Source organism: Sphingobacterium sp. GVS05A, from assembly GCF_019969845.1.
In the GTDB taxonomy this organism is placed as follows: domain Bacteria; phylum Bacteroidota; class Bacteroidia; order Sphingobacteriales; family Sphingobacteriaceae; genus Sphingobacterium.
This window is the reverse complement of sequence record NZ_JAHXYR010000001.1, coordinates 358493-374934: the sequence shown is the minus strand read 5'-3', so window position 1 is coordinate 374934 and position 16442 is coordinate 358493. Positions and strand designations below refer to the sequence as shown.

The 16442-nt window shown below is 40.5% G+C and carries 10 protein-coding genes; 3 read left to right on the top strand and 7 right to left on the bottom strand.

Going from position 1 to position 16442, the window contains the following annotated elements; genetic code table 11:
• Nucleotides 1-21 precede the first annotated feature (21 nt).
• Genes LC454_RS01465 through LC454_RS01455 form a run of 3 tightly spaced genes read right to left on the bottom strand, consistent with a single transcriptional unit; the run spans nucleotide 22 to nucleotide 4228 of the window.
• Complete coding sequence (locus tag LC454_RS01465) at nucleotides 22-2220, bottom strand: PepSY domain-containing protein (protein WP_223578448.1); 2199 nt, start codon at nucleotides 2218-2220, stop codon at nucleotides 22-24.
• A 6-nt stretch (nucleotides 2221-2226) separates the two neighbouring features.
• Complete coding sequence (locus tag LC454_RS01460; RefSeq protein WP_223578446.1) at nucleotides 2227-2712, bottom strand: DUF2271 domain-containing protein; 486 nt, start codon at nucleotides 2710-2712, stop codon at nucleotides 2227-2229.
• Nucleotides 2713-2716: 4 nt separating this feature from the next.
• Nucleotides 2717-4228 carry an ankyrin repeat domain-containing protein gene (locus LC454_RS01455; RefSeq protein ID WP_223578444.1) on the bottom strand — a complete coding sequence of 504 codons (1512 nt, stop codon included), beginning with the start codon at nucleotides 4226-4228 and terminating at the stop codon, nucleotides 2717-2719.
• A 309-nt stretch (nucleotides 4229-4537) separates the two neighbouring features.
• Here LC454_RS01455 and LC454_RS01450 point away from each other — a divergent pair, with 309 nt between their 5' ends.
• On the top strand, nucleotides 4538-5485 hold the full coding sequence (locus LC454_RS01450) for an alpha/beta fold hydrolase (protein WP_223578441.1): 948 nt from the start codon (nucleotides 4538-4540) through the stop codon (nucleotides 5483-5485).
• Nucleotides 5486-5670: 185 nt separating this feature from the next.
• Here LC454_RS01450 and LC454_RS01445 read toward each other — a convergent pair whose 3' ends face one another.
• The 4 genes from LC454_RS01445 to LC454_RS01430 all read right to left on the bottom strand — a co-directional run bounded on the left by LC454_RS01445 (nucleotide 5671) and on the right by LC454_RS01430 (nucleotide 12106).
• Nucleotides 5671-6762 (bottom strand): family 43 glycosylhydrolase, encoded by a 1092-nt coding sequence (locus LC454_RS01445; protein WP_223578439.1) that lies wholly within the window; start codon nucleotides 6760-6762, stop codon nucleotides 5671-5673.
• Nucleotides 6763-6864: 102 nt separating this feature from the next.
• Entirely contained in the window at nucleotides 6865-8709 is a 1845-nt protein-coding gene (locus LC454_RS01440) for a glycoside hydrolase family 2 protein (RefSeq protein ID WP_223578437.1), read from the bottom strand.
• Between the two features lie 29 nt (nucleotides 8710-8738).
• The gene (locus tag LC454_RS01435) at nucleotides 8739-10784 is read right to left on the bottom strand and encodes a beta-L-arabinofuranosidase domain-containing protein (protein WP_223578435.1); all 2046 of its coding nucleotides are present in this window, start codon (nucleotides 10782-10784) and stop codon (nucleotides 8739-8741) included.
• A gap of 158 nt (nucleotides 10785-10942) precedes the next feature.
• Nucleotides 10943-12106, bottom strand: a complete 1164-nt coding sequence (locus LC454_RS01430; protein WP_223578433.1) for an aldose epimerase family protein — start codon at nucleotides 12104-12106, stop codon at nucleotides 10943-10945.
• Nucleotides 12107-12277: 171 nt separating this feature from the next.
• On the opposite strand from LC454_RS01430, the gene LC454_RS01425 reads away from it, so the two are divergent.
• The gene (locus tag LC454_RS01425; RefSeq protein WP_223578432.1) at nucleotides 12278-15433 is read left to right on the top strand and encodes a two-component regulator propeller domain-containing protein; all 3156 of its coding nucleotides are present in this window, start codon (nucleotides 12278-12280) and stop codon (nucleotides 15431-15433) included.
• A gap of 2 nt (nucleotides 15434-15435) precedes the next feature.
• Entirely contained in the window at nucleotides 15436-16203 is a 768-nt protein-coding gene (locus LC454_RS01420) for a response regulator (protein WP_223578429.1), read from the top strand.
• Nucleotides 16204-16442 lie beyond the last annotated feature (239 nt).

The following is a 16442-nucleotide window of genomic DNA, read 5'->3' as shown; positions in this document are numbered from 1 at the left end:
GATAGCATAAGATTGTCGTGTTTAATAACAATCTGTCAGGATCTGACCATTTTCTTTGTAGATGCTGATCGATTTACCTGTACTTACCAGCAGTATCTCGTTTAAAGTTGCTTCGACATCCTGTTGCATTCGGAGTGAACCACACAATAAGATACAGCCCTGCTGTTCGAGCAATTCAACAAAGTACGTACCATCCTGACGGATCAAATCCATCACATACTGCCCCTGCTGTTCCCGTGAAAAAGCAAGCTGTACATCGTTCAGTTGTCCCAATTTTTTTTGTTCATCGGTAAATTCCAAATATTGTGCCGTCATCTCATTGTTCTTACGGAAGCCTGCATAGAGTTTGACAGGTATTTTATGCTGATTTTCTGCAATCATACCCAAAAATGGTGCAATACCGGTTCCATTTGCAATCAACGCCACAGCAGGTGCTGTCTTGGGAAAATGAAAGCTTGGGTTGTCCATGACACGGGCTTCCAGAACCTGATCCGCTTTTAGTTGGTATAAAAATCCCGAGCCAAAACCATCAGGAAATAGCTTGACGACCAATTGAACCATTCCATCCTTGCATCCAATGGAATAGAAACGTTCCCGTTGATCCTGCGCCGGATAGATGGCCAACAAATCTCCTGACTGTACTTTCATTTTTCCAAGTGGCTTCAATAAAAGTATAAAGGTACTGTTGCTCTCCGAAACAGTTGATCTGGCAATCACTTTAAATTTCTTCAACCCAACAACTTTGGAGCTGTATATCGCTGGAGCAGAAGCTAATGCAATATTGGTATGTTCACTCCAATGATGTACCCATGAAATCAGTTCATCAACACTTTTGTCATTGACCGTATGTGGGTCTATCAGTCGGGAGGCCCATGCTTGCTCACTGAGCAACTTGTCTATCGCATACGCATAAGCACAGAAATCAGGGTATGCTTTCGATCCAAAACCGAGAACAGAGAAATTAATCGATTGTTGTTGTGGATAGGCCAATAGCTTTTTCTCAAACTGAGTCGCATTGGAAGGCGCTGTTCCTAGACCGTAGGTGGACGTAAACAGCAAAAGATGTTTTGCTTTTGGAAAATACTGATAGTGATTCATGCCAAGCAAAAGTGATTTTTTGCCATCAGCCAACAGCTGTTTGTGAATCTGATTGGCAAAAAACAAGGTACTCCCATTTTCAGTACCTACCAGAATAATGATTTCAGCATCGGCCGCCTTATACTTATTCTTGATCTTTGTTCGCGTACGTTTGAAGGTAATGACAAAACCTGTATAAATAAAAAACACAATATTCAATGATGCAAGCCCCAAAATTATGGCCCATATCATATTGGTTTTACCGGTGTGAAGATCGAGCGAAAATTGTTCTGCAAGTGCAGTAAAGGGATACTTGACTTCTTTATGTACAGCACCGTTCAATTGATTTACGGTCAACTCCCGATCTTTCAGTTTGAGAACATAATATTCGTCAGGATCTCCTTCCATAAAAGGAAACTCTACCTTCACGACATCGTTAAGCTTCGTTTTTTTGAAGATCGGAAAATCGGCTATCGCCAGTTCCTCGGTCTCATTTTCCTTCACCGGATATTCAACCGTTTGGTTTGTCTTCTTTAACAGTTCGATTCGGACCATAAATAAATAGGTCCCCGTCAAAGCCAAAATTAAAATGGGTATCAGAAGCAACCGCCCTGAAACAACATGAAAATATTGTGCGAAGAAATCCCGATTGATCTTGGCAAAGAAATGTCGAACGCCCTGTTGACGTTTGATAATCAACACCAAACCTGAGATTGTAATCAAAAATAGTAGAAAAGAAGCGATGCCAATAATGATTCGGCCTGTTACCTTTAAGAATAGGGAACGATGCAGGGCCGTAGTCCATTGAACAAACTGTGTTTTGTTCTTTTGCGCACCTAGATATTTACCGGTTTGCGGATCAATATATCCTTTTAAAGTATTTCCGTCAGTATCTATGGCGTCAATGCTCACAAATTGATTGTGGTCAACCGAAATTTCAATAATTTCAGGATAAACCTTTCGCAGACCAGTAATGGTCTGCGAAAGATCCAAAGAATCTATATTTTCTATTCGATAGGGTGGTATTTTTTCGTTGACGGCGTCAATGGCTAAAATTACTCCCGTGACCGATAATAATAGTAAAAAAACAGAAGAAACAAGAGCTAAGGCTAAATGTGCATACCTCCAGACAGATACCAACATTTTTTCTTATTGTACTTTATTTAATTTGACAAGCTTAATGTATCCCTTACCATTTGCTTTTTCAGTAATAGCCTCTTTCGTTAATGGGATTTCTACATCTGAAGTATGATATTTCTGTTCTTCGACAGCGGATTCAAAGCGAAGTTTATACCCTTTGTTGAATTTAGACTCATCTATTTCCAAGGTACGCATCGCACGGTCACCTCCACCAACAGAAGCACCAGTCACTGCACTCAGCTTTTCTTTGGTTTTAGCCTGAAATTTATACCATTCTTTCAATGTGTTATACCATTGTTTATCTGGCCCCAATACGGCAAGTGTTTTTTCGTATGCTCCCTTCGGGTTTATGAGTGAAATAACAACATAAGCTCCCTCCCCTTGATAAGCGTTCATTTGAATCATACATTTATACTTACCCGTTTGGGCAAATGTGCTGGCAGAAACTGCAGAAAACAAAAGTGTGATTAGCGCGATCTTAATTATAGTATTCATCTTATTATTTTAAAAAGTCCAACTGTACATTTCCTTTTGACAAAAAGTCATTTTCTTTGGCCAAATCGTATGCGGTTTCATCAAATTCGGTTTTCAGTTCTTTTTTTGCTCCCAAAGCGACCAGTGTTTTCAATAATGAATCGTCTTTGGCAATCAAAGCTGCTTTATGTAGTGCAGTTGTTCCTTCTTTATCCTGTGCATTGATGTCTACCCCCAATTCGCTTGCTTTCTGGATCAAGTTTGAATTTTCCTTGGCTACAGCCAAGTGATAGAGTGTACTACCATTTTTCTGTGGTGCTACGACATCCAATCCTCCTGCTTTAAGCACACCTAATTTTTCTTTAAAATCATCTACCTGAGGGCTATTGGATTGCGCAGCCTGTTGTGGGCGTCCACCCTGCGGAGCTTCTTTGAAAGAATTAAACCAATAAACAGCTAAGTTGTTACCATCCTTGTCCAATAATTTGGTATCGGCACCATTTTTAATCAAGAGCGCTGCGACCTCAGCTGTACCATTACCCACCGCCTTGGTCAATGCAGATTCACCTTTCTCATTCACAGCATTCACATTCTTTGCTTTGGAAAGTAGCAGTTCCACTAATTTTGCGTCTTTGCCATTCGCCGCAACCATAAGCGCTGTATTGCCTTCGTTATCCGCTTTTGCAACATCAACTCCCTTATTTAAAAAGTAATTGATCACCGCCATATCTGGGCGGCGTACAAGCGCATGCAATAAAGTCGCACCGTCTTTATTGATGGCCTTAGGATCTAATTTCAGTTTCTCTACCAAATAGGTATAGGTCTCCAGTCCATTTGATGCTTGTCTGGATCCCTGTGTAGCAAAAAACAACGCATTGTTTGTCGGTTTTACACCACGGGCGATAAACTTTTCGACCAATGGCATGTTACCTAATTTCGCTGCATAATCCGTAACGACACGGCCGTATTCATCTTTATCTTGTATAGAAAGTCCCTTCTTGATAAAGTAATCTGTCAATGCAAGATCTTTATCAGCAGAAGCCGCCAGCATCATTAACGTGGCTCCGCCTTCATATTTTTGTTTTGGGTCTACTCCAGCTTTAAATAAAGCATCATAAACAGCGGTATTGGTATTTCCTGTCGACGCAGCGTAGGCAACGATCGGGTAGCCATGGCTATCTTGGTAGTTCACATCGGAACCTTTTGCAATTAGATAATCCACCAACTCAGTATTACCACTTGAAGCCGCCCAATGCAGATAGCTCCGGCTATGGTGTGTTTTCTTCGTTACACTGTTCCCTTCTTGTTCAATCATGAATTTGACAACATCTGTCGGAGCTCCATTTAGGATTGCCATCGTTACGGGATCAAAAGATGCCGAATTAGGTTGTGAAGGGCTATTTCCTTTTGTAATTTCCTCCTTAACTGTAGCCAAAGTAGGTTTACCTTTCCAAAACTCACCATTCATCAATGAGTTTGTTTGTGCTTGGGCATAAGATGCCGCTAAAAGTAAAGCTGCTAAAAGTGTCTTTTTCATTAGAACGTATTTTTTATTGATAATGAAGTCATCATGAACAATCGCTATTCCCGCTAGCTGTTTGTGAATATCGTATGGCTCTTGCTAACCTCAGCTGAATACAAATATTAAACCGAAGAACTAATCGCTTATTTAAATTAATTCTAAATTACTGCAAATCTAAAAAATATTCTGATACTAAAAAATTAATACGGGCTAAATTTGCTCATTATACACCTCTTTGGGATTTTTTTATCCAAACCCGACAAGCCCAGCTTGCAAATCCAACAAAATTATCTTAGTTTACACAAACACTAAGGAAGCGACATAATGAATACGGTATCGTCCAATCTTTTTCCAATAAGTTCTTTTGAAGGTAAACCAAGCCATAAACTCTTCTACAGTATATTTGAACCTGTGAACCAAAAGGTATTAGCGACAATATTGATTGTTCATGGCATGCAGGAACATAGTGGCCGGTATCAAATGCTTGCCAATCATCTGGCTGACCGTGGTTTTGCTGTACTAAGCTATGATCAGTTGGGGCATGGGAAGACGGCCGTTAATACAGATGGATTAGGGTATTTTCAACAATCCGATCCAGCGGAACAATTGGTACAGGATGCGTTAACAATGAGCTCTGTCTTGCAACAAGGCTATCCCAATCAACCGCATTTTATCTTGGGGCATTCAATGGGATCTTTTGTTACCCGCTGTGCTTTACAACAAGCAGGAGATCGTTTTAAAGGGGCAATAATCGTTGGGACGGGCGCGCGACAAAAGGGATCCACCGCTTTTCGTATGCTGTTGGCTGTTCTCAACTCCTTTGCACCTAAAAAACGAAGCCGATTGATTAACAGCATATTTGATCAGCGTAATAATGCCGGATTTAAAAATGAACCCAATCAAAATAATAGCAATTGGCTGAGTGTCAACAAAGCGAATCGCATTGCTTTTATCGAAGATCCTTTATGTGGTGGTTTATTTACGAACAATGGCTTTTATACCGTATTGAGTTTATCGCTACGCGCGACAGATAAAGAACTGACAAAACGCATTCCGAAAGGTTTACCCCTATTATTTATTAGTGGACAGGATGACCCTATTGGTGATTTCGGAAAGGGAGTGGAACAAACCGCCACCCAATTAAGTCTGCAGGGACAGACCGATATTACTGTGAAACTGTACGAAGGCATGCGTCACGAAATACTCAACGAAGATTGCAGGGAAGAAGTCTTTCAGTTCATTGATCAATGGCTGGACCAGCATTTAAGCTAATCGTCTACGGAAGCATCTGCGAATAGGTTTATCGACATATAATAACAGTAAGTACGAAAAAAATAGTCAGGTTAACAATACACTTGCATTTGATTCAGCAGCCATATTTTCTCGTGAAAACTGCAATAGGGATGAAGTATTTGCCCAATTACGGTTATAAGGTTAATCAACTATTACTTTAAGATCTATTTAAATATCGGAGCCTTTTTCGCGATGACACTGCTTGTCTCGCCTTCAATCATCGGCCAATCTTCTTTCCAAATTACCTGATCCAATAATAGCATGCGGCGATTACCACCTGTAGAAACGCGTGGCCTTTTAGGATCCATAGCGTGATAAAGTAACCAGTCATTGCCCTGATCATCGGTTATAATCCGGGAGGTATGCCCTGTCCCGACAAATTTATCATTCCCTTTCAGCAATAAGGTTCCGCTTCCCCTTTGGGTTAGATCACGTCCCTCCCGATCCAAATAAGGTCCCATCATTTTTTTTGACCGGCCAACGAGTACGTGGTAACTACTTTTTTCACCTTCGCAACAGGATCCCTTTGAACCGATAAAGTAATAATAGTCTTTTCTTTTATGGATCACCACTGCTTCAAAATCACCAGCCGCAACTTTAAATTTCTTATTCAAATCTGGTACTTGCGTTCCTTCTTTATCCAGAGGTACTCCATAAGTTCCTTGTGTACTGGCATCGCTAAAACTTCCCCAGAAGAGGTAGTTATGGTTCTTTTCCCTAAAAAAATAGGGATCTATCGAATTAGGCACATCGATTGATTTACTATCGAACAGTTTGCCCCGATCTACAAATGGCCCTTCGGGTTTGTCCGCTACAGCTACTCCAATACCTGGATTAGGATCACCCCAGGTGGAGTACGCATAGTACATCACATATTTTCCGTTCAATAATACCACATCAGGGGCCCAAATCCCACCTTCTGATTTCCAGTTTGGTTTGGCCGAAAATGCTGTCCCGATCCAGGTCCAATGCGCCAAATCTTTTGATTGCAAAATAGAAACTAGACGCTGCCCTTTGCCATCACTCCAGTTGTCCGCCGTTCCATAAGCATAAAATAATTTATTCTGCGGATTGCGTACTACTGTAGGATCCGCAAGTATCGGTTCAAAAACAGGATTTATATAGGTCGTCTTCTTTACGAATGCCCTTGTGGTCTGTACAGTTTGTGCACCTGAACCTGAAGAACTTCTGCAAGAGTTCAACAGGCACAGGCACAAAACTCCACTCCAATATTTTAGCAACATTGACTGTAACATGCTATTATTTTTATTTTATCCCGATATGTCCACACATTGTATCCGAAAAATTATTTCTATCCTACTACAATCTCCATTGATAGAGTACAAACATTGACTGACTTACTTCGTTGGCGCTTGATATAAGGCCTGATGGGCAGTATTTAATTCCGCTTCAGGCATTTTTACCACCTTACGATCGTAGGTCATTAAACCATTGGTTTCCACCTCCACATCTGTCGTCTGTGTATAAACAGCTGCCGACAATCCCATTGGAATTAGTCGTGTCAGATCACGGATCAGTTGCTTATATCGTTCGAGAAGTTCGGTTTTATTTTTAAAGCTCTGGTAGCCCCAGTTATCCTTTTGCTGCCAGGAATGACCATCTATGGGCAGCCCCAGTCCACCAAATTCGCCCAGTGCCAGCACCTGGTTTGCACCAAATAATTTTGGATCCGGCATCGCTGCATCCGGGTAATTGTGTATATCCAGTATATGACCTGTTTCCATAAAATTACCACCACTGGCACTGTTTACCAATCGGGAAGGGTCATTGGCCATTGTCCATTCGGTAATCTCCTTTGTCTTAAACTGGCCCCAAGCTTCGTTAAAAGGTACCCAGATCACAATGCTCGGGTAATTGTGTAGTACGTCCATGATGGTCTTCCATTCTTTTCTGTAGTATCCTTCAGACTCCTGCGAACGCACTTTATCCCGATTTCCACCTGATATTTTTCCAGGTTGCATATCCCAATGATTTCCCCCCAGGTCACCACTTGGCATATCCTGCCACACAAGCATACCGATGCTATCACAATAGCGATACCAGCGTGCGGGTTCAACTTTAATATGCTTACGGATCATATTAAAACCCATTTCTTTTGTCTTGATCACATCAAATTTTAAAGCTTCATCCGTAGGAGCCGTATGCAAGCCATCGGGCCACCAGCCCTGATCAAGTGGTCCGTATTGAAAGGTAAACTTGTTGTTCAACAGCATGCGTTGTATCCCATTTTCGTCCTTTTCCATTGAAATCTTACGCATGGCAAAATAGCTTTTTGCTTGATCAATGACTTTACCCTTGCGAAGTAACTGAATTTCCAGATCATATAGTTTTGGATTACTCGGTGACCAGGCTTCCAAATTTGGGACAGAAAGATCAAAGGCCGTATTTGGTTGCCCCACTTGCTCTTTAATAACTTGTGTTCCATTTAATGCGCGAACTTTGATCTGATCACCCGCTTGACTACCTGCTACTGTGGCCTGAAAGGCAAGTACACCTTCATCTAATCTTGGTGTCTGTTTTGTTTTCACAATGTAAGACTGTGGTACACTTTCTAACCATACCGTTTGCCATATCCCTGTAACCGGTGTATACCAGATACCATTGGGACGGTTAACCTGTTTACCGCGCGGCTGTGGTCCATCATCGGTAGGATCCCATACACGAAGAGCAATTTCCTGCTTGGCTCCTTTTTTGAGATAAGAGGTCACATCCATCGTAAAAGGATCGAAACCACCTTCATGTCTTCCGACCAATTGATTATTTACATATACATCACATTGCCAGTCCACCGCGCCAAAATGGAGCAATACATTGTTTTTATTGACAGACTTGTCCAAAGTAACCGTATTCGTATACCACAAGGCTTTATCCTTGCCAACTTCCTTACCTACCCCAGAAAGTGCCGATTCTATAGCATAAGGAACCAAAATACTTCCATCCCACTGCTGTGGAATTTCTTTTGTATTTACTGGGGTAATGGCATATTTCCATAAGCCGTTTAAATTTTGCCAGTTATTGGTTCTCACCAGTTGCGGTCTTGGGTATTCTGGATGAGGCTTCTGTGCTGTTACTTTTTCACCCCAAGGCGTCAGAATGCGTGAACCAACAGGTTTCCATTCCTGCGCAAAATTCAGTTGAGCAGCCATCATCAGACTGGCAAAAAATAAGGTTTTCTTCATCATAAAAATCGTTATGTCATTTATATCTTTAATTACTTTACTGTTGGAAACGCCGCAATACGTAAACGGGCTGCCCCCATTGGAATCAATTCTACTTCCTGTACCGCAGCTTGACTCGCTACAGGGCTCAATGGCAATACCCCTGTCAATCCATTTTCATCTATTTTCCAACCATCAACTTTTTTTGCTTTGACCATAATGGAAATCGGTACTGCGTCCGCTTCGAATGGGAAGGCATCTTTTGGCCAAGCCCGCTTAACCACCTTCAATTGATCCGGTGCTGTTAACTGATTTTGAACAAGACCATAATTCCAATCACTTGCCGGTAGGATCTCATAGGAGGGCCATTTGGTCGGATCAGCGGTTTCCTGCCATTTTGAATCGCCAATAGCAGAAGCTTTACTATCCTTTTGTACATAATTCTCTTTAATCTTCAAGGCATAGGTCAATGGTCCCCGTTGAATACTCACGGCGTTTTTATTTGCCGTCCAGGTATTCAACTCGATGGACATTGGTAACAAAAGTTCAACCTGATCTCCATCTTTCCATTTTCTATCGATCCGGATATACTTCGCGCCCGATTCTAAGTTCTGTGTCTTTCCATTAATTTTGACCTGTGCCTGTTTTGCCCAAGCCGGAATCCGCAAGTAAAATGGGAAATCAATTGTCTTTCCATTTGTTCCGATGACAAAGCGAATAGCTTCTTCAAATGGATAATTAGAGCTTTGTTGAATTCGGATCTTTTGATTATTTCCGACCTTAACATCCGCATTGGATGCTGCATATAATACCGCGGCAACACCATTATCGTTTGTTGCCATATAGAGATGCTCTGCGTAATACGGCCATCCCTGACTATGGTTGTGCTGGCAACAACGTGAACTAAAGGGATTCATCATCAAAAATGGACCATTGTTATCAATGCCCGGGGCATGATTATGGCTATCGCTAATACTCATATTGGGGCTGGTGATATAACGTAGTGCCTTAAAATCTGCTGTTACAGCTGCGGGATATGTATTGAAGGCCACATCTTCAGCATGATCAGCCCAAAAAGGATCTCCTGTTATCCCTAGCAGGATCTCATTGGAAGCCATTTGTTCAACCATACCACAGGTTTCGACGCCCTGCCGTGGATCGGTATATCCTGGGCGGGCATTTTCATCAGCACCAAACATGCCTCCCGGCACCTGGCCGAATACCTGCCTGACAAAGTGAAAATTAGCGTAGGTCGCCTTCAGGTCGTCGCTTGATTGGCTCTTAAGATAGTAGGTAGCCGGTTCCCTGAAACACTGTGCTATATTGACATTGTGCCAATTGGGTAAATCATTCTTTTGTCGCCAATTTGCTGTATTGCGATGGATTTTATCGGCCAAATCCATAAGCCATTCATTCCCTTGCGTCCTATTATAAAGCCAATAGACTGACAATAAATTGTCTCCACCACGACTGTTCTCCCAATAATCTTTTAGAAAAAAACTATCAGGTAAACTTGCCTGCCACTTAAAATAATTGGTCATTAAGGTCAGAACACGTGGATCAGCGCTATATTCGTAATAGGACTGCAAGCACCAAAGCATAATCATATTGCCCCATAAATCCGGTTTATTATTGCGCAGCATCAGGGGGCCAAAGTATCCATCCGGCCGTTGACTTTTAATCGCTGCTTCCAACCATATTTTTGATTCCGCTATTATTTTAGGATCTTTCAGAATATAGCCCAGATTTGCATAACCTTTCAACCAATAGGGAACTTCCTCCCATCCGTAGTCTCCTTTTCCATCCGAACTCAACCAGGCGTTGTTTTTTTTGGATAACCATGCGCTAATCTCACCCAAATGTCCCGTAAGGCCATTTTTCTGTAATTCCAAATATTTCCCCAACCAACCTTGAGGAACAATGCTACCTACAGGCAGTTTCAGCAGCGCATTCTGTTTTAATGGTAAACGGTTATTAATATAGTTTAAATTCTTCCCTTCAACCGGTAGCTGATCAACAGCGATTACGGCATTGTTTTGCGCTGAACTTAGAAAACAAATTCCAATTAAATAAGATAATAGGCCTATTTTTTTTGTCATTATTGGCTTGATTAGTTTTATAACTGATTACCCAAAATTAAGTTTTAATCAATGAGTTGGATGATTGATTTTTCTCAAAACACTGCCTATTTGTATCAAAAGAAGAAAGCACATCTCTATCGAGATGTACTTCCAAAACCAATCATTATTAATATGTATTATTTTACCGAAAAACGATACAGGGATTTCGTTTGATAGACTTCTCCAGGACTTACAACTGTCGTTGGGAACTTGGGTTGATTTGGTGCATCTGGAAAATGCTGTGGTTCGAGACAGAAAGCTGTTCGGAATGAATCCTTTTTCCCGTTTTTTAACTGCACTTGCTCATTCATAAAATTGCCGCTATAGAATTGGATCCCCGGTTCATTCGTCAAGATATCCATAACAATACCGGATTTATCACCTACAACATGTGCGGCTTTATACCATTCACCCTCTTTGTCTTTGTTCAATACAAAATTATGGTCATAACCTTTCCCATAACTGAGTTGCTGATCATTGGTATTAATATCTTTTCCGATAGTCTTGGGCGCAGTAAAATCGAAAGGAGTTCCTTTCACCGCTATCAATTGGCCAGTAGGTATCAATGTACTGTCAACGGGCGTATATTGATTGGCAAACAATTGAAGTTGATGGTCCAGTATTGTACCACTCCCCTCACCATTCAGATTAAAATAAGCGTGATTTGTTAAGTTAATAACTGTTTTTTTATCGGTCTCGGCACGGTAAGCGATCATCAATTCATTGTTGTCATTCAGCGAATAGGTAACTTCCATCTGAATATTACCCGGAAACCCTTCCTGTCCATCCGGCAATGTATAGGCGAAAGTAAGGGATGACTGATCGGCCTTCTTTAAGATCCAATGCGCAAAATGTACGCCCTTAAAACCGCCATGCAATGTATTCGGCCCATTATTCACCGCCAATGTATAGCCCTTATCATCCAATTTAAATTTCCCTTTTGCGATCCGATTGCCAAAAGGCCCTACAATTGTTCCAAAAAATGGTTCTTTGGGGTTATTGTAATCACTGCCCTTCGCGAATCCCAAAACCACATCACACAATTTCCCCTTGTTATCGGGCACCCAAAGGCCTACCAGGCGTGCGCCATAATTTGTAAAATAGGCCTGTACACCATTCTTATTGGTTAATTCGTATAAATAGACTTTTTTCGTATCAATCGTTGTGCTAAATGATGAAGTGTCCATCAAGGCTGCGACAGTGTCGTTTGGGGTGGTTTTTGAACTATTCGTTTGCTGACAAGACAAGCAACAATAGCTAAGTATACCAGAAATACCCAGCAACATCAATTTTCCTTTCATTTGTTATGATTTAATAGTTTATAATCTTTATTGAATGACAAATGTGTTGTTTTCTATATTTTTTATAATTTTATTGGTTACAATACAAATACTAAAATCCTAATTTTTTTTATTTTTCTGGGATTAAATTGTTTCAATTTTGAGCTATTTTGTATCAATAACCAAATGATCATGATCAACCTAAAGCCGGTCCGTTTTCTATCTCTGTTGTTGCTGTTTCCTTTTCTGATCCAGGCACAACCTTATTACTTCAACCATTATCAGATTAATGAGGGGCTTTCAAACAATGCAGTGATCTGTAGTATGCAAGATAGCTATGGGTTTCTCTGGTTTGGCACGAAGGATGGCTTAAACCGCTTTGATGGAAATAGTTTCAAACATTTTGATGCCTCGGCTTCTGACAAGAATAGTCTAGGAGGCAATAATATCATCTCCTTGAAAGAGGATTTCAAAAAAAGAATCTGGATTGGTACCGATCAGGGGATCTATTGTTACAATCCCATCGACGAACAGTTTAAGTTATTAAGCAAACAGTTTGAGCATGCAGATGTACCCGTTATCATTACGGACCAAAGAAAAAGGATCTGGTTTATATCCAATGGGATGCTCTACTACCACAATCTGATCAACAATGAAATCAAACAGATTACCACATCTGATCTTTATATTACCGCTGTAAGCTGCACAAAAAATGGGACCATCTTCTATGGTACTCCAGAGGGTAAAATATTCCAGATCAATAGTTCGGATAAGCCCTCACTCCTATTGGATTTTCAGGTAAAATATGGTTCAAAAGATTGGTTCAGCATAGAAAAAATCACGGAGAACCGTAAGGGGGAACTCATGATCGGCACCTCTAAATCTGGCGTTTATGTTTACGATTTTAAGGAAAAAACTTTAAAATCTATGCTAGGTCCAGACCAACTCAAGCAATTTCTTTATGTCCGGGATATCCTCCAACCGAATGATACTGAATATTGGTTTGCGACCGAATCAGGGTTATTTATTTATCAAATTGCTGACCAGAGCTTTATCAATATTCAAAAAGAACAGGAAAATCCATGGGGTATTTCCGACAACGCTGTTTACAATATCCTGCAGGACAAAGATCAAGGAATCTGGATCGGTACTTACTTCGGTGGAGTCAACTACTATCACAAGAACAATAGTATTATCGAAAAGTTTTTACCTCAGGACAAACCCGGTAGCTTAAAAGGTTCTGTCGTACGTATCATTACCAAAGACCCGAAAGGCAAGGTCTGGATCGGAACTGAAAATGGTGGTTTATCCAGGCTAGATCCGAGGTCAGGACAGATTCAAAATTTCTCTGATAAAAAGGGAAATCTGGCGAACAATAATATTCATGGAATCCTCCCCTTTGACAATAAATTATTGGTCGGGACTTTCGTCAATGGCTTAGATATTTTCGATCCGATACAAGAAAAAGTTGTTTACCATATCGATCGAAATAGTTTCCCGAATCCCGAGTTACAGAGTAATTTTCTCTTTTACCTGTATAAAACTACGAAGGGAGAAATTTTAGCAGCTTCCACCCGAGGTTTGTATCGTTTTGATTTCGCCAATAAATCCTTTCATTTGATACGCAACGTTCCGGAATATATGTTTTATACGACCGTGCTTGAAGATAAACAGGGAAATATCTGGTTGGGTACCTGGCGAGATGGCTTATATTGTTATAATCCCAATAACGGAGATCTCAAGCATTATACGCATCAAAAGGACAATCCGAGTTCTCTTCCCAACAACCGTATCAATAGTTTATTTGAAGATTCTAAAAAACAGATCTGGATTGCCACAGAAGGTGGTATGGCGAAAAAAATTCCCACAGGTGAAGGTTTTGAAAAGATTGGTATAAAAGAAGGAATGCCCAGTAATGTGATCTTGGCCATTCTCGAAGACCAGCAAAACAATCTTTGGGTAAGCACTTCCAAAGGGCTCGTACGTTATCATTTATCGAATGGAAAAAAAAGGATTTTCAACCTGGAATCTGGCCTACCTTCCATTCAGTTTAATTACAATTCTGCATTTGACGATGGCTATGGTCATTTTTACTTTGGCACTATCAATGGTTTGATCCGTTTCGATCCAAAAAAACTCAATCAGATCAATTACAATACCCGGATCCCGATCTATGTCACCAACCTTTACATCAATAACAAAGCAATCAATCAGTATACAGACCGACATATCCTTTCGAAATCCATTTTATTTACGGATAAGATTCAATTGAAACATGATGAATCATCCTTTAGTCTCGATGTGGCGGCACTTCATTATCAGGCCCCCCATTCTATTCATTACAGCTATAAGATGGAAGGTCTTGATAACAATTGGGTTGATATCACCGGCAATCAACGGGTGTATTTCACTAAACTCGCACCGGGAAGTTATGTTTTTACCGTCAAAGCTGAAGATCCCAATGGAAATATCATCCCCACTGCTGCAAATCTTAAAATTGTTATTCTGCCACCTATTTGGGCAAGCATACCAGCCTATATCTGCTATGCGCTCATTCTCATTGGCCTGATTATATTTATTATTTATCATTTTAATGAAAAGATAAAACAACGTAACCGCCAACATTTGCTGACGGTGCAGAATCTTCGGGAACAGGAGCTCTATCGGGCGAAAATCAATTTTTATACGGATGTAGTCCATGAGATACGTACACCATTAACATTGATTAAGGCGCCTTTGGAAAAACTCATGGACAAAGTCGAACACAATCCGGTAACAGATAAGCTGCTTTTGACCATGCAGAACAATACGGAAAAACTAATTGCACTCAGTAATGAGTTACTGGATTTTAGACAGGTCGAAACCGAGGGTTTTAAATTACATTTTGAGCTGGCAAATATTAGCCAGACGGTGCAAAAAATCAGCAACGATTTTGGTGTCACTATCCAAGCGCAAGGGAAGAGTATGCAGGTTTTCATCAGGCCTGACATCATTGGTTCGGTTGCGATAGATGCTTTTGAAAAGATCTGTTATAACTTGTTCAATAATGCCCTAAAATACTCATCAAAGGTCATTGAAGTGAATTTAGAGCTGGATAAACAGAAAAATATTGCTATATTGACGGTGAAAAACGACGGTGCATTAATTCCTTCGGAGGAAAGGGAAAGAATTTTCGAACCATTCAATCGCTTAAAACAAAACAAGAACATTCCAGGCAGTGGTTTAGGCCTGGCGTTAACCAGATCCCTGGTTTTAAAACATCAGGGCAGTTTAGTGTATGATGTTGAAAATTTTCAATGGAATGTATTCCGCTTAACTTTACCACTAAACCACAACTCAAACCAATAATTATGAATGCAAAAGCCAATTTATTAGTGGTAGATGACCATGCTGAATTACTTGAATTTATTGCAGATGACCTCAATGAGGATTACCATATCACCACAAGTACAAATGGAAATGAGGCCTTGGATCTACTTGAATCTGAATACTTTGATTTGATCATCAGCGACGTGATGATGCCCGAAATGGATGGCTATGAACTCTGCCAAAAAATTAAAGAAAACATCGCTTACGCACATATTCCTGTTATTCTATTAACAGCAAAAAACAGTATAGAATCAAAGATTCAAGGCCTGGAATATGGTGCTGATGCATATATCGAAAAACCTTTTTCGCCCGCATTTTTACGGGCACAAATTGCCAGCTTGCTAAAAAACAGGATTAAAGTCAAGGAATTTTTCATCAAGAATCCGATGTCTCAAATCCAGCAAATCGGACAGAACCAAAACGATCAGGATTTCCTGCTCAGGATAGAGGAAATCATTATGCAACATTTGGATGACCCGCAATTTAATGTCGATAGAATGGCGGATATACTCTGCATGAGTAGACCAACACTGTATCGAAAAATCAATATGGTGTCGAGCCTCTCTCCAAATGAACTAATCAATCTGACCAGGCTTCGGAAAGCGGCGGAACTGCTTAGTTTACGACAATATAAAGTCTACGAAATTTCCAATTTATTAGGCTATAGCTCGGCAACACATTTTTCCCGAAATTTCCAAAAACAATTTGGACTCAGCCCGACGGAATTCCAGGAATCGCAATCGAAGTAATATTCTTTTCGGATGGTAGCTTCGGTTAGAATCGCGATTTCCATTAAAGATGTACTCATCTTCGAACTGAAAATTTAACCGCGGATCATTGTAGCTATCTGATTGAAACGATCGCAAAGAACCTGACTTGAAACAGCTTCATACTGGTATTCTGAATTCAGTTATCCACAAAAAAACCAGATTCGAGAGAATCTGGTTTTTTGCTATCTGATACGGCAACTAAGGCTTATTTCGTCCCA

What these genes read in the sequence shown, in the direction of transcription:
- LC454_RS01450 (WP_223578441.1), top strand. Translation starts at nt 4,538, where the DNA reads ATGAATACGGTATCGTCCAATCTTTTTCCAATAAGTTCTTTTGAAGGT.
- LC454_RS01445 (WP_223578439.1), bottom strand. Translation starts at nt 6,762, where the DNA reads ATGTTACAGTCAATGTTGCTAAAATATTGGAGTGGAGTTTTGTGCCTG.
- LC454_RS01440 (WP_223578437.1), bottom strand. Translation starts at nt 8,709, where the DNA reads ATGATGAAGAAAACCTTATTTTTTGCCAGTCTGATGATGGCTGCTCAA.
- LC454_RS01435 (WP_223578435.1), bottom strand. Translation starts at nt 10,784, where the DNA reads ATGACAAAAAAAATAGGCCTATTATCTTATTTAATTGGAATTTGTTTT.
- LC454_RS01455 (WP_223578444.1), bottom strand. Translation starts at nt 4,228, where the DNA reads ATGAAAAAGACACTTTTAGCAGCTTTACTTTTAGCGGCATCTTATGCC.
- LC454_RS01430 (WP_223578433.1), bottom strand. Translation starts at nt 12,106, where the DNA reads ATGAAAGGAAAATTGATGTTGCTGGGTATTTCTGGTATACTTAGCTAT.
- LC454_RS01460 (WP_223578446.1), bottom strand. Translation starts at nt 2,712, where the DNA reads ATGAATACTATAATTAAGATCGCGCTAATCACACTTTTGTTTTCTGCA.
- LC454_RS01420 (WP_223578429.1), top strand. Translation starts at nt 15,436, where the DNA reads ATGAATGCAAAAGCCAATTTATTAGTGGTAGATGACCATGCTGAATTA.
- LC454_RS01425 (WP_223578432.1), top strand. Translation starts at nt 12,278, where the DNA reads ATGATCAACCTAAAGCCGGTCCGTTTTCTATCTCTGTTGTTGCTGTTT.
- LC454_RS01465 (WP_223578448.1), bottom strand. Translation starts at nt 2,220, where the DNA reads ATGTTGGTATCTGTCTGGAGGTATGCACATTTAGCCTTAGCTCTTGTT.